At 60.2% G+C, this 21545-nt stretch carries 17 protein-coding genes; 14 read left to right on the forward strand and 3 right to left on the reverse strand.

From position 1 onward, the window contains the following. The 4 genes from HU765_RS08660 to HU765_RS08675 all read left to right on the forward strand — a co-directional run bounded on the left by HU765_RS08660 (position 1) and on the right by HU765_RS08675 (position 5151). Entirely contained in the window at positions 1 to 1419 is a 1419-nt protein-coding gene (locus tag HU765_RS08660) for an oligosaccharide flippase family protein (protein ID WP_186619761.1), read from the forward strand. Between the two features lie 32 nt (positions 1420 to 1451). Continuing rightward, on the forward strand, positions 1452 to 2507 hold the full coding sequence (gene galE / locus HU765_RS08665) for a UDP-glucose 4-epimerase GalE (protein ID WP_186548177.1): 1056 nt from the start codon (positions 1452 to 1454) through the stop codon (positions 2505 to 2507). Then, complete coding sequence (locus tag HU765_RS08670; protein ID WP_186619762.1) at positions 2504 to 4006, forward strand: family 16 glycosylhydrolase; 1503 nt, start codon at positions 2504 to 2506, stop codon at positions 4004 to 4006. The genes galE and HU765_RS08670 overlap by 4 nt, the downstream gene beginning before the upstream one ends. Before the next feature lie 95 nt (positions 4007 to 4101). Further along, the gene (locus tag HU765_RS08675) at positions 4102 to 5151 is read left to right on the forward strand and encodes an acyltransferase (RefSeq protein ID WP_186619763.1); all 1050 of its coding nucleotides are present in this window, start codon (positions 4102 to 4104) and stop codon (positions 5149 to 5151) included. Positions 5152 to 5162: 11 nt separating this feature from the next. Here the strand turns inward: HU765_RS08675 and HU765_RS08680 are convergent, their stop codons facing one another. Then, positions 5163 to 6062 (reverse strand): helix-turn-helix domain-containing protein, encoded by a 900-nt coding sequence (locus HU765_RS08680; protein WP_186619764.1) that lies wholly within the window; start codon positions 6060 to 6062, stop codon positions 5163 to 5165. A 162-nt stretch (positions 6063 to 6224) separates the two neighbouring features. Here HU765_RS08680 and HU765_RS08685 point away from each other — a divergent pair, with 162 nt between their 5' ends. The 5 genes from HU765_RS08685 (at position 6225) to HU765_RS08705 (ending at position 12462) form a co-directional block, all read left to right on the forward strand. Then, positions 6225 to 7583, forward strand: a complete 1359-nt coding sequence (locus HU765_RS08685; RefSeq protein ID WP_186619765.1) for a glutamine synthetase family protein — start codon at positions 6225 to 6227, stop codon at positions 7581 to 7583. Positions 7584 to 7646: 63 nt separating this feature from the next. After that, positions 7647 to 8735, forward strand: a complete 1089-nt coding sequence (locus HU765_RS08690) for a polyamine ABC transporter substrate-binding protein (RefSeq protein ID WP_186619766.1) — start codon at positions 7647 to 7649, stop codon at positions 8733 to 8735. Then, positions 8732 to 10033 (forward strand): FAD-binding oxidoreductase, encoded by a 1302-nt coding sequence (locus tag HU765_RS08695; RefSeq protein WP_186619767.1) that lies wholly within the window; start codon positions 8732 to 8734, stop codon positions 10031 to 10033. Before HU765_RS08690 ends, HU765_RS08695 begins: the two co-directional genes overlap by 4 nt. Positions 10034 to 10235: 202 nt before the next feature. Continuing rightward, complete coding sequence (locus tag HU765_RS08700; protein ID WP_186619768.1) at positions 10236 to 11891, forward strand: MlaD family protein; 1656 nt, start codon at positions 10236 to 10238, stop codon at positions 11889 to 11891. Between the two features lie 16 nt (positions 11892 to 11907). Beyond that, positions 11908 to 12462 (forward strand): PqiC family protein, encoded by a 555-nt coding sequence (locus HU765_RS08705; RefSeq protein ID WP_186619769.1) that lies wholly within the window; start codon positions 11908 to 11910, stop codon positions 12460 to 12462. A 6-nt stretch (positions 12463 to 12468) separates the two neighbouring features. Here HU765_RS08705 and HU765_RS08710 read toward each other — a convergent pair whose 3' ends face one another. Continuing rightward, positions 12469 to 13314 (reverse strand): tyrosine-type recombinase/integrase, encoded by an 846-nt coding sequence (locus tag HU765_RS08710; RefSeq protein ID WP_238344673.1) that lies wholly within the window; start codon positions 13312 to 13314, stop codon positions 12469 to 12471. A 415-nt stretch (positions 13315 to 13729) separates the two neighbouring features. On the opposite strand from HU765_RS08710, the gene HU765_RS08715 reads away from it, so the two are divergent. The 5 genes from HU765_RS08715 to HU765_RS08735 all read left to right on the forward strand — a co-directional run bounded on the left by HU765_RS08715 (position 13730) and on the right by HU765_RS08735 (position 20338). Continuing rightward, positions 13730 to 15109: a UDP-glucose/GDP-mannose dehydrogenase family protein gene (locus tag HU765_RS08715; RefSeq protein WP_186619770.1), complete on the forward strand. Its 1380-nt coding sequence runs from the start codon at positions 13730 to 13732 to the stop codon at positions 15107 to 15109. A gap of 670 nt (positions 15110 to 15779) precedes the next feature. Next, positions 15780 to 16958 carry an MFS transporter gene (locus tag HU765_RS08720; protein WP_186619771.1) on the forward strand — a complete coding sequence of 393 codons (1179 nt, stop codon included), beginning with the start codon at positions 15780 to 15782 and terminating at the stop codon, positions 16956 to 16958. A gap of 155 nt (positions 16959 to 17113) precedes the next feature. Beyond that, a complete protein-coding gene (locus HU765_RS08725) occupies positions 17114 to 17803 on the forward strand; it encodes an HPP family protein (RefSeq protein ID WP_186619772.1) in 690 nt (229 codons plus the stop codon). Between the two features lie 273 nt (positions 17804 to 18076). After that, positions 18077 to 19183 carry an enoyl-CoA hydratase/isomerase family protein gene (locus HU765_RS08730; protein WP_186619773.1) on the forward strand — a complete coding sequence of 369 codons (1107 nt, stop codon included), beginning with the start codon at positions 18077 to 18079 and terminating at the stop codon, positions 19181 to 19183. 3 nt (positions 19184 to 19186) lie between these two features. Beyond that, positions 19187 to 20338 carry an acyl-CoA dehydrogenase family protein gene (locus HU765_RS08735; RefSeq protein WP_186619774.1) on the forward strand — a complete coding sequence of 384 codons (1152 nt, stop codon included), beginning with the start codon at positions 19187 to 19189 and terminating at the stop codon, positions 20336 to 20338. Between the two features lie 418 nt (positions 20339 to 20756). On the opposite strand, the gene HU765_RS08740 is transcribed toward HU765_RS08735, so the two are convergent. Further along, the gene (locus HU765_RS08740; protein ID WP_186619775.1) at positions 20757 to 21530 is read right to left on the reverse strand and encodes an enoyl-CoA hydratase; all 774 of its coding nucleotides are present in this window, start codon (positions 21528 to 21530) and stop codon (positions 20757 to 20759) included. Between the last annotated feature and the right edge of the window lie 15 nt (positions 21531 to 21545).

Consider the following 21545-nt stretch of genomic DNA (forward strand, 5'->3'; position numbering starts at 1 on the left):
ATGGCCAACCACCGTCTCGTCACCCTAGGCTGGATCTTCACCGAGAAATTCGGCCTGATCCTGCTGTCGATGATCACTTTTGTCGCGTATGCGCGGCTGCTGTCGCCGGCCGAACTGGGTGTGGGCACGATCATCATTGCCATCGTCGAGCTGGTCGGGCTGATTTACTCATCGGTACTGGAAGATCCGCTGGTCCGTCTGCAGCGGCTGGAGGACAAGCACATTTCGACGGCGTTCTGGGCGGCGGTATTGGTCAGCCTGCTGTCGATCGTGCTGATTTCTGTGGCGGTGGTGTTTTACACCTCCGATCCGATGCTGCGCTGGATGACGGCGCTGGCCTCGGTGAAAATCCTGTTCACCATGATGGCGCGTGTCTACGTGGCGCAAATGCGCCGTAGCGGCAACTTCAAGATGCTGGCGTCGCGCACGTTACTGGGCAAGGTGGTCGGCGGTGTTGCCGGCATTGCTGTCGCGCTGTGGGGATTGGGCGCCTGGGCGGTGATTGCCCAGGCGCTGATCATGGAGTTCGTCTCGATCATCGTCTTGATGCGCGCAGATCCGCGGCGCATCGCCTTTTACATTGACGGTCCGTTCTTGCGCGAACTGTTAAGGGCCGGCACACCGGTGGCGATCAACGCGTTGAGTTCACAGACCCTCCAGCGCGGCGTCAACGTGGTGCTGGGGATGACCGCCGGGGCCAATGCGGTCGGCATGTTCAACATGGCCATGCGCATCATCGATCTGCCGCGTACGGCAATCTATAACGGCCTGCTGAGCTATGCGCTGCCGGCGTTCTCCCGGCGCAGCAGCGAGCCGGTGCGCCTGCTCGGGATCATCGGCGACTCGACCGTCGTCAGCAGCTTTCTGCTGACGCCGCTGTTCCTCGGCATCGCCCTCACCGCCAGCGACCTGATTCTGTTGATCTTCGGCGCCAAGTGGGCCGAAGCCATCCCGCTGCTGCAAGTGCTGGCGTGCACGGCGGCCATTGGCAACACGGCGATGTACGCGACCACGGCCCTGGTAGCGGTCAACCGCAGCCACCTGACGATCAAGGCTGAAGTGGTCACAACAGTGCTGGCGCTGCTGCTGGTGTACGTCTTCGGCAGTGTCTATGGCGGCATGGCCGCCGCCGTTGCGCTGCTGGCACGGATGCTGATGATCACGCCGTTGCAGATCCGTGGGCTCAACGCCGCTGTCGGCTATGACTGGCGTCGGTTCCTCGATTCCAATTACCGCAGCGTGCTGGCCTCGCTGGTGATGGTCGCGACCGTTCTGGCCGTATCACCGCAGCTGGGTGTCCAAGGCTATCTGCACTTGGCAGGCAGTATTTTGCTTGGCGCGCTGAGCTATGCCGTGGCGTATAGCGTCCTGCACCCGCGCTGGCCGCAGGAATTCAAATCGGTGTTCACCGCTCGCTGAATTCAGTCCCCGAAAAACAGGAAGGCCAATCCATGCGCAAAACTACGTTGATTACTGGCGGGGCCGGTTACATCGGCTCCCATACTGCATTGGCGCTGATCAATGCCGGACGTCACGTGCTGGTCCTCGATAACCTGTGCAACAGCTGTCGGGAGTGCATCAAGCGTCTTGAGCAATTGACCCTGACCCGGGTCGATTTCATCAAGGGCGACATCCGTGATTCGCGCTTGCTCGACGACATCTTCAGCCGTTATGACGTCGAGGCCGTGGTGCATTTCGCCAGCCTTAAATCGGTAGCAGAAAGCGTGAGCAACCCGTTGGACTACTACACCAACAATGTCGCCGGCACGCTCGACCTGTGCCGGGCCATGGCCCGCAACAACGTGTTCAAGCTGGTGTTCAGCTCATCGGCCACGGTCTACGGCGAGCCGACACGCACGCCGATTGCCGAAGATTTCGGCACCGGCAAACCGGTCAACCCGTACGGCCGGACCAAGTTGATGATCGAAGAATTGCTCAGCGACCTGTGCCACTCCGATCCGCGCTGGAGCATAGCGCTGTTGCGCTACTTCAACCCGATCGGTGCCCATGAGAGCGGCATGATCGGCGAAGACCCCACGGGCCGCCCCAACAATCTGTTGCCCTGCCTGACCCAGGTCGCCATTGGCCGGATTCCTGAACTGACGGTGTTCGGCAGCGACTACCCCACGGTCGACGGCACCTGCGTGCGTGACTACATCCATGTCGTGGACCTCGCCATCGGCCACCTCAAAGCCCTGCTGAAATTGCAGCAAACCAGCGGCATCGATGTCTGGAACCTCGGCACCGGCGTTGGCTATAGCGTGTTGCAGATCATTCACAGCTTCGAAGACATCACCGGCATCGCCATTCCCTATCGCTTTGCACCACGCCGCCCGGGTGACATCGCCAAATGTTTCGCAGACCCCGGCAAGGCCAAACGGGAATTGGGCTGGACCGCGCAACGCGATCTGCGCCAAATGATCATCGATGCCTGGCGATGGCAGTCGTGCAATCCGCAGGGGTATCAGTCCTCCTTCAAGATCGCGGCATTGAGTGCGGTCAGATGAAACTCAAAGCCGCGCTGGTCCTCTGGCTGCTGTGCTTTGCCCTGGCCGGCAACGCTGCGCAAGCGCCACCCGGTGTGCCTGGCGCCGGGCTGGTGCTGTGGCTGGACGCGGCCGATGCGCAAAGCCTGCAGCTCGATGAACAGAACCGTGTCCTGCGCTGGAAGGACAAATCCGCCAGCGGCCATGATGCGAGCGTCGACAATCCCGGCGCGGCGCCACAGTGGCTGCCAGACGCGGTGAACGGTCGTGCAATCGTGCGCTTCAACGGCGTGTCGGGCTTGCTCGGCAAAGCCATCCGCAGCGCCAAAGGTCCGGTGACGGTGTTGGTCGTGTCCCGGCGCACAGCCGAACAAGCCCAGGTCGATCCCTGGCAACGCTTGTTCAGCTCACGCCCGCAAACCGCCGACAACGATAACGTTCTGCCGAATTTCGCCATCAGCCTTAGAGACACCGCCGCCTACGCGCCGAGCGTTTCCGTGCTGGAGCTTTACGATGTGCCGATCGGCCCGTATGGCATTGGGCGTAACGCCGTCGGCACGGCCGATAACTTTCGCGGCGACATCGCTGAAGTGCTGGTGTACGACCGCGCGTTCGCCTCCCTCGCCGAACGCCAGCAGGCTTTTCAATACCTGGCGGACAGGTGGACGATCGCCATTCCCCCGGTCGCAGATACCTGGACCCGGGTCGGGCCGCTCGGCCCTATACCGCCCCGAAACAACCCGAATCTGCCGCTGTCCGACCAGGCCAATACCGGTCAATGGGTACTCAACGACAAGCTGTCCGACGAGTTCAACGGCAGCAGCCTCGACCGCACGCGCTGGCACGTCAACCACGGCGTCGGCAACGAATCGCTCGGCCGCAAACCGGCGCTGTATACCGAAAAAAACGCCAGCGTCGGCAATGGCAACCTGAACATTGTCTTTCGCAAGGAAACCTTGCCGGAAAAGTACGTGAAACTCGGTTTCAAGGACTACACCTCCGCCATGGTCCGCACCCTTGAGAAAGGCTTGTTCGGCTATTACGAAGCGCGGGCGAAACCGATGAATTCCGCCGGCTCCAGCGCGTTCTGGCTGGCCTGGACGGGCATGGCCGACAACGCCACCGAAATCGATATTTTCGAAATCGCCGGCAAGACCAGGGACGGCAAGCTGGACCGCTCGTACCACATGAACGCTCACCTGTGGGCCACCCCGCAAAGTACCGAGCACATCGCCGATGGCAGCATCTGGATCAGTCCATGGCGGCTGGCGGATGACTTCCATGTGTACGGCTTCGACTGGCAGCCCGATACCCTGCGCTGGTATGTCGATGGCGTACTGGTCCGGGAGTCAAGGAACAAGCACTTCTTCTTCCCTATGGAAATCGTCTTCGACAGCGAGGCCATGTGGTCATGGTTTGGCGTGGTCGATGACGCTGACCTCCCCTCAACGTTCGAAGTCGACTACATCAAGATGTGGCAACGCCGTTCATCGCTGTCCCAGGCCGGGAGCACGCCGTGAGCCGCCACTGCTGTTTCAGCTTGCGCCTTGGGTCGACTTAACTCGGCAGAGTCGTCAGTTTTTGATCAGCGCTGATCAGTCCGGAGCGCATTTACATGAACAATCGACGGCTCAAGGAACTGGATTTACTGCGTTTTTTGGCGGCCATGGCCGTGGTGTTTTTTCATTACGCGTTTCGCGGCTATGCCAAGGGCGATATGTCGGCGATGCCCTACCCGCTGCTGGCTGAGCCGGCCAAATATGGCTATCTGGGCGTCGAACTGTTTTTCATGATCAGCGGGTTCGTGATTCTGATGACCGCCTCCAGCAATAACCTGAAGGTCTTTTTCATTTCCCGGGTGGTTCGTCTCTGCCCGGCCTTCTGGGTGTGCTGCACGATGACGTTCCTGGTCACCCTCACCGTTGGGCAGCCACGGTTCAGCGCTGATTTTTATCAATACGTGGTCAACATGGCGTTTCTGAGCGAGTTGTTGAATGTCGAGCCCATCGATGGCGTGTACTGGTCGCTGTTCGTGGAGATCAAGTTCTATCTGATGATTTCCGTGCTGTTGGCCTTGAAGAAAATCGACCATATCGAGCCGTGCATGGTGGTCTGGCTGTTGATTTCCGCCATCGCCGAGGTACTCGAATTTGAGAAGCTGCGCTCGCTGCTGATTACCGATTACGCGGCCTGGTTCATCGCCGGTGCGACGTTTTATCTGGCGTGGGCCAAAGGCTTCACCCCTTTGCGCATTCTGCTGCTGGTGGGGGCCTTGGCACTGGCGAGTTTCACCGCAGTGGTTTGGGCGGCATCGATCGAAAGCAAATACTCGACCGACTACAACCCGCTGATCATCTGCGCCATGGTCGTGCTGTTTTTCCTGATTTTTCTGTTGATCGCGACGAACCGAATGGCAGCCTTGCAGCGCTGGAACTGGACCGCATTGGGCGCGCTGACGTACCCGCTTTACCTGCTGCATCAAATGATCGGCTTCATGATCTTCAATATCGCCTATCCGGCGGTTGATCCGCATGTGTTGCTGTGGGGCACTGTGGCGTTCATGGTCAGTGTTTCCTGGCTGATCCACAAACAGATAGAAAAGCCCATGGCACGGTCGATCAAGAGGTCACTTTCGATTTCCTTCAAACTGGTCAGGGCCGACTAGGCCGTCCGGCCTCAACTGCGCTTGAGCGTCTCGCTCGGCAGCTCTTTGAACAGCGCCCGATAGCTGCTGGAAAACCGCCCCAGATGCCAGAACGACCAGTGCATCGCCACCTCGGCCACGGTGGTTTCCGAAGGCCTGCGCCTGAGCAGTTCGCGGTGCGCGCTGTTCAGTCGACGCAAGCGCAACCAGTGACTTGGCGTCATCCCCGTGTAGGCCTTGAAGGCCTGTTGCAATTGCCGTAGCGACACCCCCGCCACCTGCGCCAGTTCAAGCAGATTGAGCGCATCTTCCGGCGAATCCGCCGCCCACTCCCCCACGCGTTTCATGATCATCCGTTCTTCGCCGCGCCGTTGCAGGCCGCTGCGATCGAGGCGCGCTTGTGCGTTGTCGAGGATGAACAAACAATCTTCCAGCAACTGCTCGGCCAACACCTCTTTGCTATCGATATCAATGGTTTGCGACAACTTCGTGAGAGTCGAGCTTAACCAGCGACTGAACAAGGCGTTCTGCCCGCAAGTGAGCGGCGCCATGAACAGCCCGTCGAATTTCGCCACATCCAGCGCGTGCTCACGGACGAAGGCCGGGCCGAACACCACGGCGATTTCCTGGTAGTTCTCCGGGGTGATCCAGATGTTGCGGCTCTCTTCGTTGAGCAGGTACAGCGCGTTGTCGCTGCGATCGAAACAAAAGGCCAGGGCACCCGTTGGCGCGCTGAAATTTTGCTCGACCCGAGTATTCATTTGCTCTTCGTAGACCTCGACGCCTTGCAGATCCAGATAGCGGATCTGCCCGGCGAAATGCCCCGGCGACATCTGTTGGTAATGCTGGACCCAGCCCGGAGTGGCGCGGACTTGTTCAGCGACATCGGCGGTATTGAAGGCTTGAACCTGGAGCGGATTGCACGTCGTCATGGAGTGACCTTGCGCACTCTTTTGGTGCGCTTTGGTGCTGCTTAAAGTGGATAGATGGATTCACCAGCCGCGCCCAAGATAGACGCCAACGCGCCACAGGGGAAGGGGCGGAAGATGAAACCCGCCCTCCCCGGCGTCTATAAAACCAATAACGAGGTCCTTATGAATGCCCCTTTCGATCAGCTGTTCACGTGGCTGAAAGATCACAAGATTACCGAAGTCGAATGCGTGGTCAGCGACCTGACCGGCATCGCCCGCGGCAAGATTGCACCGACCAACAAGTTCCTGCATGAGCGCGGCATGCGCCTGCCGGAAAGTGTGCTGCTGCAAACGGTAACCGGGGATTTTGTCGACGACGACATCTACTACGATTTGCTCGACCCGGCCGACATCGACATGGTCTGCAAGCCGGTTTCCGACGCCGTGTATGTCATCCCGTGGGCGATCGAACCGACCGCCATCGTCATCCACGACACCTTCGACAAGTTTGGCAACCCGATCGAACTGTCGCCGCGCAACGTGCTGAAAAAAGTTTTGCAGCTATACACCGATAAAGGCTGGAAGCCGATCGTTGCGCCGGAGATGGAGTTCTACCTGACGCAGCGCTGCGAAGACCCGGACCTGCCGCTCAAGGCACCGCTGGGACGTTCGGGCCGTGCGGAAAGCGGTCGGCAGTCGTTTTCCATCGATGCCGCCAACGAATTCGATCCGCTGTTCGAAGACGTCTATGACTGGTGCGAATTGCAGGGCCTGGACCTCGACACACTGATCCACGAAGACGGCCCGGCGCAGATGGAAATCAACTTTCGCCACGGCGACGCGCTGGATCTGGCCGACCAGATCACCGTGTTCAAACGCACCCTGCGCGAAGCGGCACTCAAGCACAACGTGACGGCAACGTTCATGGCCAAGCCGATCGGCGACGAGCCGGGCAGCGCCATGCACTTGCACCAGAGCGTCGTCGACATCGCCACCGGCCAGCCGATCTTCGCCAACACCGACGGCAGCATGAGCGAACTGTTCCGCCAGCACATCGGCGGCCTGCAGAAATACATTCCCAAAGTCCTGCCGATGTTTGCGCCCAACGTGAATTCGTTCCGCCGCTTTTTGCCGGACACCTCGGCACCGGTCAACGTTGAATGGGGTGAGGAAAACCGCACCGTGGGATTGCGCGTGCCGACCTCGGGACCTGAGTCGATGCGCGTGGAAAACCGTTTGCCCGGCGCCGACGCCAACCCGTACCTGGCAATCGCGGCGAGCCTGCTCTGCGGCTACCTCGGCATGGTCGAGAAGGTCGAACCGAGCGCGGCAGTCGAGGGCCGAGCTTATGAGCGGCGCAATCTGCGCCTGCCGATCACCATCGAAGAAGCACTGACGCAGATGGAAGAGTGCCCGACAGTGGCCGAATACCTGGGCAGCAAATTCGTCCGCGGTTATGTCGCGGTGAAACGCGCCGAACACGAAAACTTCAAACGCGTGATCAGCTCCTGGGAGCGCGAGTTCCTGCTGCTCAGCGTCTGATCCAAATCTGCACCGTCCTTGTGGGGGGCGCGCCTGATAAATCGAAGAATAAGAGGTGTTGAAATGCGTCTGTTGAAATCCGTACTCCCGGTCGCCCTGAGCGTTTTGTTCAGCGCCGTAGCCCACGCCCAGCCGACGGTCAGCGTCTACAACTGGACCGACTATATCGGCGAAACCACCCTCGCCGACTTCCAGAGCAAGACCGGGATCAAAGTGATCTACGACGTCTTCGATTCCAACGAAACCCTCGAAGGCAAACTCCTGGCCGGGCGCACCGGTTATGACGTGGTCGTGCCGTCCAACCATTTTCTCGCCCGTCAGGTGAAGGCCGGCGCATTCATGAAACTGGACCGCTCGCAGTTACCAAACTGGATTAACCTCGACCCCAAACTGCTTGAATTACTGGATAAAAATGACCCAGGAAATCAGCACTCGGTGCCGTACCTGTGGGGCACCAATGGCATCGGCTATAACGTCGACAAGGTCAAGCAAGTGCTCGGCATCGATCGCATCGACTCCTGGGCCGTGCTGTTCGAACCCGAGAACCTGAAGAAGCTCTCCCAGTGCGGTGTGTCGATGATGGACTCCGCCGACGAAGTCTTCCCGGCCGTGCTCAACTACATGGGCATGGACCCACGCAGCGAAAGTCCCGAAGACTACAAAAAGGCCGAGGCAAAGCTGCTGAGCATCCGCCCGTACATCACCTATTTCCATTCCTCAAAATACGTCTCGGACTTGGCCAACGGCGACATCTGCGTGGCCTTCGGTTATTCCGGCGACGTGTTTCAGGCCGCCAATCGCGCCAAAGAAGCCAACAACGGCGTGAACATCGCCTATGCCATTCCCAAGGAAGGCGCCAACCTTTGGTTCGACCTGTTGGCAATTCCCGCCGACGCCAGCAATGCCAAAGAAGCCCACGCCTTCATTAATTACCTGCTCGATCCGCAGGTGATTGCCAAGGTCAGCGCCTCGGTCGGTTACGCCAACCCGAACCCTGCCGCCAAGCAATACATGGATCCGGAACTGGTCAACAACCCCGAGGTGTACCCGCCTCAGGCCGTACTCGACAAACTGTACATCTCCACGACCCCGCCCCAGGCCATCATGCGTCTGATGACCCGTTCCTGGAGCAAAGTGAAGTCGAACAAATGAATCAGTACACCCAGCAACACGCCCGTTCCTATTACGCCGCTTCGGCCCGGGCGACGACACCCTACCCGCTGCTGGATGGCGATCTGAGCGCGGACGTCTGCGTCATCGGCGGCGGGTTCACCGGCGTCAACACCGCCATCGAACTGGCGCAGCGCGGGCTCTCGGTGATCCTCATCGAAGCCCGGCGCATCGGTTGGGGCGCCAGCGGGCGCAACGGCGGTCAGTTGATCCGCGGGATCGGCCATGACGTCGACGGCTTCGGCAAATACGTCGGCCAGCAAGGCGTGAGCTATTTACAGCGCGCCGGCATCGATTCGGTGGAACTGGTGCGCCAGCGTGTCAGTGCCCACGGCATTGAGTGCGATTTGCGCTGGGGCTTTTGCGAGCTGGCTAACACGGCGGCGCAATTTGCCGCCTTCAAGGACGAGCAAGCCAGCCTTGCCGACCTCGGGTACGCCCACGAAACACGGTTGGTCGGCCCTGAGCGAATCCGCGAGCAAGTGGTTGATGCCAGTGTGTATGCCGGCGGGCTGGTGGACATGGGGTCAGGCCATTTGCATCCGCTCGATCTGGTCCAGGGCGAAGCCCGCGTGGCTGCGCAACTGGGCGTGCGGATTTTCGAGCAGAGCCCGGTGCTGGAAATCATTCACGGTGCGACCGTGCAGGTTCGTTGCGCCAGCGGCAGCGTGCGCGCCGGCAGTCTGGTGCTCGGCTGCAACGCGCATCTGGACGAACTCGAACCGCAGCTCAGCGGCAAAGTCCTGCCGGCCGGCAGCTACATTATCGCCACCGAGCCGCTGTCCGAAGCGCGCGCCGCGCAATTGATCCCGCACAACCTGGCCCTTTGTGACCAGAAAGTCGGCCTGGATTATTACCGGCTCTCGGCAGACCGGCGCATTCTGTTCGGCGGTGCCTGCCATTACTCGGGTCGCGACCCGGCGGACATTGCGGCTTATATGCGTCCGAAAATGCTCAAAGTCTTTCCGCAACTGGCGGACGTGCGTATCGACTACCAGTGGGGCGGCAAAATCGGCATCACCGCCAACCGCTTTCCCCAGGTCGGTCGCCTCAAGCAACACCCGAACGTGTTCTACGCCCAGGGCTATTCCGGTCATGGCCTCAACGTCACCCACTGGTGCGCAAAACTGCTTGGCGAGGCGATTCACGTCGGTCATAGCCAAGGTCTGGACGTGTTCAGCGCTGTGCCGCACATGACCTTCCCCGGCGGCCCGGCCTTGCGCTCGCCGCTGTTGGCGTTGGGCATGTTCTGGTATCGCCTGCGGGAAATCTTCGGCTGACCTGTGATCGTTCCCATGCTCTGCGTGGGAATGCGGCCAGGGACGCTCTGCGTCCCTACATCGAAGCCTTCGGCAACACCTGCCGCAAAATTCGCCTGGCAGGTTACCTATTCACATTTGCTCTATCGCCAAGCACTTCTATATTCATGAGGTGCTTTGGCGTTCCTGACGCTCAGTGCCCAATCAATCGAGGAGGACATGGATGAAGTCGTCAGCCACCGACGAGCCGCGAGCACCCGGCCAGGCGCCAATCAAAACCCGCCGTTTCGGCATTTCGCTGGTGTGGATCGTGCCGATCGTGGCGGTGCTGGTCGGCATCTCGCTGGTCGTGCACAACGTCATGCAGGAAGGCCCGACCATCGTCCTGACCTTCAAGACCGGCAGCGGTCTGACGGCCAACAAGACTGAAGTGAAATACCGCAACGTGGTGATCGGCCATGTCACCGGGGTCGAACTGAGCGACGACCAGAAAAACGTCAACGCCACGGTCAAACTGGCCAAGCAGGCCGAAACCTTCACCCGCGAAGACTCGCAATTCTGGGTCGTGCGCCCACGGATCGGCGCTGGCGGGGTTTCAGGTATCGACACGCTGCTCTCCGGCGACTACATCGGCGCCGACATTGGCCAGTCCAACAACCGCGCCAAAAACTTCAAGGGGCTGGAGAACCCGCCGCCGATCACCTATGGCGAACCCGGCAAGCGCTTCATGTTGCATGCCCCAGACCTCGGCTCGTTGGACATCGGCTCGCCGGTGTATTACCGCAAGATCCCGGTCGGCCAGGTCGTCACCTACACGCTGGACCCTGACGGCAAAGGCGTAAATATCGAAGTGTTCATCCATGCCCCGAACGATGCCTTTGTCACCGAAAACACCCGTTTCTGGAACGCCAGCGGCATCGACATCAATGTCGGCGCCAACGGCTTTGCGGTAAAAACCGAGTCGCTCTCGACGCTGCTGGTGGGCGGCATCGCCTTCCGCGCGCCCAATTACAACCCCAACGACAGCGCTGCCCCCGACGATAAAAACTTCGAATTGTTCGCCGACCAACAGACTGCACTCGCCCCACCCAATGGCAAGGCGCAATACCTGAGCCTGCGTTTCGACCAGGCCCTGCGCGGGCTCAAGGTCGATGCACCGGTGGAGTTCCTCGGCATGGAGATCGGTCGCGTGGTGGCGATCAATCTGGATTTCGACGCGAAAAAACGCAGCTTCCCGCTGAATGTCGGCATCGTCATCTACCCGCAGCGCCTCGGCCAGGCGTACTCGAAAATGCTCACCGCCTTCAAGCATGACCCCAACGACGAAGCCGCGGGCATACGGCTGATGGGCACGTTCATCGACAACGGCCTGCGTGCCCAGGCGCGCAGTGGCAACCTGCTGACCGGGCAGTTGTATATCGCCCTGGACTTCTTCCCGAAAGCGGAAAAAGTCGCGTTCGACCCAACGTTGCGCCCGGTAGTGATCCCGACCGTGCCGGGCAGCCTCGAACAGATGCAGGAAAAACTCGAAGCCATGGTCGACAAGGTCAACAAACTGCCGATAGACCGCATTGCCAACAACCTCGACAGCAATCTGGTCGAGCTGCGCAAAGGCCTGGCCCAGTTCAACGGCAGAACCTTGCCGGGCGTACAAACCACCTTGGGCGACCTCAGCAAGACCCTGCAATCGGCCAGCTCGACGCTGGCTGAAGATTCGCCGCAGCGCGAGAAACTCACCGAGACCCTCGACGAACTCGGACGCATGTCGCGCTCGCTGCGCGAACTCTCGGATTATCTGGGCCGGCATCCCGAATCGCTGATCCGCGGCCGTCCCGACAACGCTGCGCCACTGGATCTGCAAGGGCCGCCGCGCAATTGAGCACAGGAGCTGAACCATGGCTGTACCGCTGAAGATCACCGTGCTCGCTGCGTGTCTGTTGCTGGGAGCGTGCCGCAGCGACCCGATCAGCTTTCACACCCTGACCCCGGTCCAGCCGGGTGCTGGCATAAGCGGTGCGGAGATTGCCATTGAAGGCATCACCGTGCCGCCCCAGGTCGATCGCGCGCAAATCGTCATCCGCCAGGGCAACAGCGGCGTGGCGATTCTGGAAGCAGACTGGTGGGCCGCCACCCTCGCCGATGAGTTGCGCGGTGCGCTGAACGAGCAGCTCAGTGCCGGCGTCCGTCAGCAGCCGGTGTCGGTGCGCATCGACGTGCAGCGGTTCGACTCGATTCCCGGCCAGTACGCACTGATCGATGTGAAGTGGCGCCTGCGCCAGCGTGCCGAGGCCAACCCATCGACGCTGACCTGTCGCACCCTGATTCAAACACCGTCCGGCACAAGCATCGAGGACCTGGTCGGTGCCCAGCAAAGCAACGTCAAACGCCTCGCCGCCGCGATAAATCAGGCGGCGGCGAGTGAGACGTTCAGTTGCCCGACCGCGTCCTGAATCCACCTACAAGTCAAAGCGATCCACCGCCCGCCGCCGCTCGTTGTCATCGCGCACATCGTAGTTGGCGGTCGTCTGGATATTGCTGTGATGCGCCAGTTTTTGCGCAATCGACAAGTCGTGCTCTTCGATGACCCGGGTAATGAACGACCGGCGAAAGTCGTGGGGCATGATCTTCACCCCGACCTGGGTGCCACGCTGGCGGGCGATGTAGTAGATCGCGTGCTTGGTGATGCGCTCACGAGTGATGTGGTTGCCACGGCGAATACGGTTGAACAGAAACGCATCGTCGCTCTCCCCTTCCTTGAGCTGCGAGCGCCGCAGTTCGAGCCACGCATCGAGCTTGGCGAACGCCCACGCCGGCGCGTACTTGATCAGTTGCTTGTTGCCCTTGCCCGTGACGGTCAGGCTGCGTTCGGTGAAATCGACCTGATTGAGGTCCAGGTCGACCGATTCCGATTTGCGCATGCCGGTGCCGTACAGCAGCGCAATCACCGCAGCATCGCGCAGCCCTTGCGGCCGCGGGTCGGCCGCGCAGACGTCCATCAGCTCACGAATCAAGGTGCGTTTGAGATTACGCCCCTGCGCCAGCCGCGTGCCGGCAATGCCTTTGACCGAGCGGATCTTCAACAGGTGATCCTGAGTGATCAGGCTCATGCGCCAGGCTTCGTTCATCACGCCGCGCACGGCGTTCACATACAGCGATGAAGTATTGGGCGCGTAACCGTCGGCGCGCAACGCGGCGACCAGGGCGACGACATCCTCAGGCTGCAACCCGTGCCAGGGGATTTCCTCGATATCAATGTCTTCGAAACCCAGACGATCGGCAGCGTCCTGCAGGATATAACGCATGGTCAGTTGGCTGGACGGCGCCAGGCGTGCCAGATACAGCGTCAGCGGATTGGAGTTGGACGGGGTGGATTCAGTACTCGATAAGTCGATCAAACGAAACGGCCTTGAAATAGAAAACGATTCAACAAAAAAAACACTGCACGCAGAACATCATTACGGTGGCTTTGGAGACGGAAAGATAAGTAGCCGACCGCTCTGTACGGGCATCTTTGGCAAAAAACGGCATGACTCAATAACAGGGGTTTCCGCAAAAGGCCGACAACCTGCCGTTCGTGAGGGCAAAAGTCAATCGGGCATTCCCCGAACGGTCTGCTTCCTCGCTGACTGCACAGTGTTGCTACCGACAACACACGGTAGGCGAACTGAAACATGACCTTCTTATCCTGACGCAAGGAACAGCGCTCAGGAGTGTTCGATGAAAATCACAGTGTTTGGCAGTGGTTATGTCGGTCTGGTGCAAGCGGCAGTGCTGGCAGAGGTTGGTCATGATGTCGTGTGTATGGACATCGACCAGAATAAAGTCGACCTGTTGCGTCAGGGCCACGTGAGCATCTTCGAACCGGGGCTGGCGAGTCTGGTGCGCGAGGGGCTGGATTCAAAGCGGCTGCAATTCACCACTGATGAGCAACTCGCGGTGCAGCATGGCCGGGTGGCGTTCATCGCGGTCGGCACGCCCTCGCGCGAAGACGGCTCGGCGGACCTGCGCCATGTGCTGGCGGTTGGTGACGCGATTGCCCGTCATCGCCAGCAGCCCTTGATCGTCGTGGAAAAATCCACGGTGCCGGTCGGCACCGGCGATGCCCTGCGCACGCACATTGAAAAAGCGCTGATCAAGGTTGGCCGTCTGCTGCATTTCGATGTGGTGTCCAATCCGGAGTTTCTCAAGGAAGGTTCGGCGGTTGCCGACTGCCGCCGTCCGGACCGCATCGTTATTGGCTGCGAAGGCGATGCGGTGCGCGATGTGATGCGCGATCTGTACACGCCGTTCAACCGCAACCACGATCGCATCCTGTTCATGGACCTGCGCAGCGCCGAGCTGACCAAGTACGCGGCCAATTGCATGCTCGCGACCAAGATCAGCTTTATCAACCAGATCGCCGAACTGGCCGAACACCTGGGCGCTGACATTGAATCGGTGCGCCAGGGCATCGGTGCTGACACGCGCATCGGTTATCACTTCATCTATCCCGGCTGCGGATACGGCGGCTCATGTTTCCCCAAAGACATGCGCGCGCTGATCCACAGCGCTGAACAGGCACACTGCTCCAGCGATTTGCTGCAAGCGGTCGAAGCGATCAACCAGCGGCAGAAGCACAAGCTGTTCGAACGCATCAATGCCTTCTACAAAGGCGAACTGCGCGGCAAGACTTTCGCCCTGTGGGGCCTGGCGTTCAAACCCAATACCGACGACATGCGCGATGCGCCGAGCCGGGTCCTGCTGGAAGCGTTGTGGGCCGCCGGCGCCAGCGTGCGCGCGTTTGACCCGGAGGCCATGCAGGAAACCCAGAAGCTGTATCCGGACCAATCAAAACTGCTGTTGATGGGCACCCCGGAATCGGTCCTGCCCGGCGCCGATGCGCTGATCATCTGCACCGAATGGCAGCAGTTCAAGGCACCGGACTTTGACCTGATCAAGCAACGCCTCAACAGTCCGGTGATTTTCGACGGGCGCAACCTGTACGACGCCGACCGCCTGGCGCGCAACGGCTTCCAATACTTCCCGATGGGCCGCGGTGAATCGCGCAAATTGCCGATTTCGTTGCAACAGTGGACGCACGCCTCGGACGTCGCGTGAACAAAGCCCACACCCAGCCTGTGGAAGCAAGGCCTGTCCCACATTGGTTTTTTTGGTGGTCAGCAATTGTCCCGGCGCACCCCAAACCTGTGGGAGCAAGCCCCTCCCACAATTGGTTTTGTGATGATCAGTAATAACTCTGTTGCACTCCAAACCTGTGGGAGCGGGCTTGCTCGCGAAGGCGGCCTGTAAGTCGATATCAATGCTGACTGACCCACCGCTTTCGGGAGCAAGCCCGCTCCCACATTGGTTTTTTTGGTGGTCAGCAATTGCCCCGGCGCACCCCAAACCTGTGGGAGCAAGCCCCTCCCACAATTGGTTTTGTGATGATCAGTAATAACTCTGTTGCACTCCAAACCTGTGGGAGCGGGCTTGCTCGCGAAGGCGGCCTGTAAGTCGATATCAATGCTGACTGACCCACCGCTTTCGGGAGCAAGCCCCCTCCCACATTGGTTTTTTTGGTGGTCAGCAATTGCCCCGGCGCACCCCAAACCTGTGGGAGCAAGGCCTCTCCCACATTGGTTTTGTGGTGGGCTGTAAATAGCCCCGGTGTTCACCAGACCTTTGGGAGCAAGCTCCTGCCACAGATATGTCTCAGCTTGACCGGCAGAGCCTGCACAGAGAGGATAGCGTTCGCCTGCCCGGCTTTGAAATAAGGACATTGACCTCCGTGGCCACCTACTCGCGCCTCATCCGCCGCTTGATGATCAGTTCGTTGAGCGTCGTCATCAGCCGCGCCCTGATCAGCCCGTTGTTGACCTTGTTCCTCAGCAACACTCTCGGGCTTAACCCCCAGGACGTCGGGCTGTTGCTGGGGATCGCGGTATTCAGCGCCACGCTACTTTCGCTTTACGGCGGTTACATCATCGATCGCCTGGACAAGCGCCGCCTGCTGATCCTGACCATGCTCTCAAGCGGGATCGGTCTGATCCTGCTGACCTTCGCACAGAACCTGTATCTGACCACCCTGGTGCTGATCATCAGCGAAACGGCGTCTGCCCTGTTCCTGATCTGCTCCAAGGCCATCCTCAGTGAAAACCTGTCGGTGGGCCAACGGGTCAAGGCGTTCTCCCTCAATTACACGTTGACCAATATCGGCTATGCGGTCGGTCCGATGATCGGCGTGGTGATCGCCGGTGTAGAGCCTGCGGCGCCGTTTCTGGTCGCAGGGGCAATTGCCATTGGCAGCATTTTTCTGTTGCTCGGCGTCGGCAGGGACGCCAAGCCGGAATCATCGATCAACCCACCTCCGAGCTTTGTGAACACGCTGGTCATTCTGAAAAACGACCGCACGATGGTCCTGTTCACCCTCGGTTGCCTGCTCAGCACCTTGGTGCACGGGCGCTTCACCTTGTATTTGTCGCAATATCTGTTGCTCACCCACACCCAGCAACAGACGCTCGACACCATGGCCGCCCTGCTCGCCTGCAACGCGATCAGCGTAATCCTGCTGCAATATCAGGTCGGCCGTTTACTGACCCGCGAACGCCTGCGCCACTGGATCGCCGGCGGCACCGCCCTGTTCATCGTTGGGCTGATCGGCTTCAGTCTGGCCGACAGTCTCGTCAGTTGGTGCGTGGCGATGTTCATCTTTACCCTGGGCGAGATGATCATCTATCCCGCAGACTTTCTATTTGTCGACACGTTGGCCCCGGAACACTTGCGCGGCAGCTACTACGGCGCGCAGAACCTGGCGGCACTGGGCGGTGCGGCCAGCCCGGTCATATGCGGTTTTCTGCTGATGCACACGCCGGCGCCGAGCATGTTTTACGCTTTGAGCGCATTGGCCGCAGTAGGCGGCTACTTGTGTTTCATGAGCGGTCGACGCATCGCCATAACTCAAAAATAATGCACTAAAGCTGCATTTATATGAATTTGTCAGCATCGTCACGGAACGGCACACTGTGCGCGTTCCTCCCCCAATGTTGGAACGCTTCGAGGGCTTTCCGGATTTGCCGGACAAGTCCTTTTTTTTGCCCGGATTTTGTTAAGGATTGGCTCTACATGCTTGCTCGCTGGTTGCCCGCCGCCATCAACACCCGCCCCACCGAATGGAGCCGCGCCGCCATCGGCATGGCGCTGGGCACGCTGTTCAGCGTGTGGCTGTGTGCCCAGGTGTTCGGTCATGAAGTCGCTTATCACCTGATCGGCCCATTGGGCGCGTCGGCCGTGCTGCTGTTCGCCGTCTCCTCCGGCGCCCTCGCCCAGCCGTGGTCGATTCTCGGTGGCTATCTGTGTGCCGGCGTCGTTGCGTTGCTGGTCGCTCACGTACTCGGGCGCACCCTCGGCAGCGCCTGTCTGGCGGCGGGCATGGCGCTGATCCTGATGTGCTGGCTGCGTTGCCTGCACCCACCGGCCGGCGCCCTCGCGCTTACGCTGGTGCTGGCCGACCCGGCGACCATCGCCCTGGACTGGAAAGCCATGGAACCGGTGATGCTCGGCGCGGTGTGCATGCTTGCAAGCGCCCTGGCCTACAACAACCTGACGCGCATCCGCTACCCGAAACGCCCGGCCGATCCGGCCCCGCCGGTGGTTCCGGTCGACAGTCAGGCCATTACCGCCGAAGACCTCAAGCGCGCATTGGCAGACATGGAAGCCTTCATCGACGTCACCCCCGAAGACCTCGAACGGCTGATCCACGCCACCGAACTGCACGCCAAGCGCCGCAGCATCGGCGAAGTCTTCACCCGCTGACACAGCAAACGCCGCCCGTACGCACTAACCGTAGGAGCTGACGAGTGCAACGAGGCTGCGATCTTTTGATCTTGCTCTTAAAGATCAAGATCAAGATCAAGATCAAAAGATCGCAGCCTTCGGCAGCTCCTACCCAGACCGCAACCATAAGATAAAAATGCAGACTCCCCCTGCACATATCCACATTGTACAAGGCAAATTTGCACTGTTAGGATCCGTTAACGCTCGCGCGCGAGCTTCTCGAATAAAGACAATAAAAGCAGGGAGTTACTGATGACAGCTCAGGCTTCATCCCCGCGGACCCCGTCCATGGATGCCACGCAAAACGAAGTGCTGGCCGAGGTGCGCAACCACATCGGGCACCTGACCCTCAATCGCCCCGCCGGCCTCAACGCCATCACCCTCGACATGGTGCGCCAGCTACAGCGCCAGCTCGACGCTTGGGCGACGGACGCCGATGTCAACGCGGTGGTCCTGCGCGGTGCCGGCGAGAAAGCGTTCTGTGCCGGTGGCGATATTCGATCGCTGTACGACAGTTACAACAGTGGCGACACCCTGCACGAAGATTTCTTCGTCGAGGAATACGCCCTCGACCTGACCCTTCATCACTACCGCAAACCGGTGCTGGCCTTGATGGACGGTTTCGTCCTCGGCGGCGGCATGGGTCTGGTGCAAGGCGCCGACCTGCGGGTGGTCACCGAGAAAAGTCGTCTGGCGATGCCGGAAGTCGCCATCGGCTATTTCCCGGATGTCGGCGGCAGCTATTTTCTCTCGCGCATTCCCGGCGAACTGGGGATTTACCTGGGTGTCAGCGGCGTGCAGATTCGTGCAGCCGATGCGTTGTACTGCGGGCTGGCCGACTGGTACCTGTACAGCAGCAAACTGTCGCTGCTCGACGAGAAACTCGACCAGATGGAGTGGCAGGACACGCCGCTCAAGGCCCTGCAGAACCTGCTGGCAAAACACGCCGTGCAGACCCTGCCTGATGCGCCGCTGCAAACGCTGCGCCCGGTCATCGACCACTTTTTCGCCTTGCCCGACGTGCCAAGCATGGTCGAGCAACTGCGTGCCGTGACTGTCGCCGACAGCCATGAATGGGCCACCGCCACGGCCGATCTGCTCGAAACCCGCTCGCCGCTGGCCATGGCGGTGACGCTGGAAATGCTCCGTCGCGGTCGCCACTTGAGCCTGGAACACTGCTTCGCCCTTGAACTGCATCTGGATCGCCAGTGGTTCGCCCGTGGCGACTTGATTGAAGGCGTCCGCGCGCTGCTGATCGACAAGGACAAGTCACCTCGCTGGAACCCGCCAACCCTCGCAGGGCTGGACGCGGCGAAGGTTGCGAGTTTCTTCCACGGTTTTGATGAAAGCGGGAACTGAGCCATGCACGATCTCGAACTGACTGAAGAACAAGTGATGATCCGCGACATGGCCCGGGACTTTGCCCGCGGCGAAATCGCCCCCCACGCGCAAGCCTGGGAAAAGGCCGGCTGGATCGACGACGCCCTGGTTGCGAAAATGGGCGAGCTGGGCCTGCTCGGCATGGTGGTGCCTGAAGAATGGGGCGGCACTTACATGGATTACGTCGCTTACGCACTGGCCGTGGAAGAGATTTCTGCCGGCGACGGGGCGACGGGCGCGTTCATGAGCATCCATAACTCGGTCGGCTGCGGTCCGGTGCTCAACTACGGCAGCGAAGCACAAAAACAGACCTGGCTGGCATCGCTGGCCAGCGGTGAAACCATTGGTTGCTTCTGCCTGACCGAACCGCAAGCGGGTTCCGAAGCACACAACCTGCGCACCCGCGCTGAATTGCGTGACGGCCAATGGGTGATCAACGGCGCCAAGCAATTTGTCAGCAACGGCAAGCGGGCGAAACTGGCGATCATATTCGCCGTGACCGATCCGGACCTGGGCAAGAAAGGCCTCTCGGCGTTTCTGGTGCCGACCGACACACCGGGATTCATCGTCGACCGCACTGAGCACAAAATGGGTATCCGCGCGTCCGATACCTGCGCGGTGACGCTCAATAACTGCGCCATTCCTGAAGCAAATCTGCTGGGTGAGCGCGGCAAGGGGCTGGCGATTGCCCTGTCCAACCTTGAAGGCGGCCGTATCGGCATCGCCGCGCAAGCGCTGGGCATCGCCCGGGCGGCGTTCGAAGCGGCGCTGGCGTATTCGAAAGACCGGGTGCAGTTCGACAAACCGATCATCGAGCACCAGAGCATCGCTAATCTGCTGGCGGACATGCACATGCAAATCAACGCAGCCCGGTTGATGATTCTGCATGCGGCGCGGTTGCGCACGGCGGGCAAACCCTGCCTGTCCGAGGCGTCGCAGGCCAAGCTGTTTGCTTCGGAAATGGCCGAGAAAGTGTGCTCTTCGGCGATCCAGATTCATGGCGGCTACGGCTATCTCGAAGATTACCCGGTCGAGAAGTACTACCGCGATGCGCGGATTACCCAGATTTATGAGGGGTCGAGCGAGATACAGCGAATGGTGATTGCGCGCGATCTGAAGAACTATCAGCTCTAAAAGCTTCGCGAGCAGGCTCGCTCCCACAAGGAATGTGTGTGTGCAGCGCAGGTTCAATGTGGGAGGGGGTTTGCTCCCGAAGGCAGTGGGTCAGTCAGCAGATAGAGTGACTGACAAACCGCCATCGCGAGCAGGCTCACTCCTACAGGGAACGTGTGTGCAGCGCAGATTCAATGTGGGAGGGGGCTTGCTCCCGAAGGCAGTGGGTCAGTCAGCACTGCTCTGGCTGACAGATCGCATTCGCGAGCAAGCCCGCTCCCACAGTGGTTTCCAGTGTTCACAGGACCTGCTGACAGCCAAAAAACCAGAGGGAGCAGGCCTGGTCCCTCAGTGGCTTTGTTGTCCACAAATGCTGCGAGTACTCGCATAACCTTGTGGGAGCGAGCCTGCTCGCGAAGGCGTCAGCCCGGACGCTGCATCACTTGCCCCGGAACACCGGATCGCGCTTACCGACAAACGCGGCCATCCCTTCCTTCTGATCCTGGGTGGCAAACGCCGCATGGAACACCCGGCGCTCGAAGCGTACGCCTTCAGTCAGGTTCACTTCAAAAGCGCGGTTGACGCTTTCCTTGATCATCATCGCAATCGGCAGTGACTTGCTGGCAATCACCGCCGCAACCTTCAGCGCTTCTGCCAGCAATTCATCGCTCGGCACGATGCGCGCGACGATGCCGCAACGCTCGGCTTCCACGGCATCGATCATGCGCCCGCTCAGGCACATGTCCATGGCTTTGGCCTTGCCCACGGCGCGGGTCAGGCGCTGGGTGCCGCCCATGCCCGGAAGGACGCCAAGGTTGATTTCCGGTTGGCCGAATCTGGCGTTGTCGCCGGCCAGAATGAAGTCGCACATCAGCGCCAGTTCACACCCCCCGCCAAGAGCAAAGCCGTTGACCGCGGCGATGATCGGCTTGCGTCGGTTGGCGACGCGATCGCTGTCGCTGAACAGATCGTCCATGTAGATCTGCGGATAGGTCAGCTCGGCCATTTCCTTGATGTCGGCACCGGCGGCAAAGGCTTTTTTCGACCCCGTGAGGACGATGCAGCCAATGTTCGCGTCGGCTTCCAGCGCGTCGAGGGCGTGGTTCACTTCGCTGACCAGTTGCGCGTTCAAGGCATTCAGCGCCTGGGGCCGGTTGAGGGTAATCAGGCCAACGCGGTCGCGGATTTCCAGGAGGATCGTTTCGTAAGTCATGAATAAAATTCCTTG

Origin of the sequence: Pseudomonas sp. SWRI81, assembly GCF_014268545.1 — a bacterium.
GTDB classification, from domain to species: domain Bacteria; phylum Pseudomonadota; class Gammaproteobacteria; order Pseudomonadales; family Pseudomonadaceae; genus Aquipseudomonas; species Aquipseudomonas hamedanensis.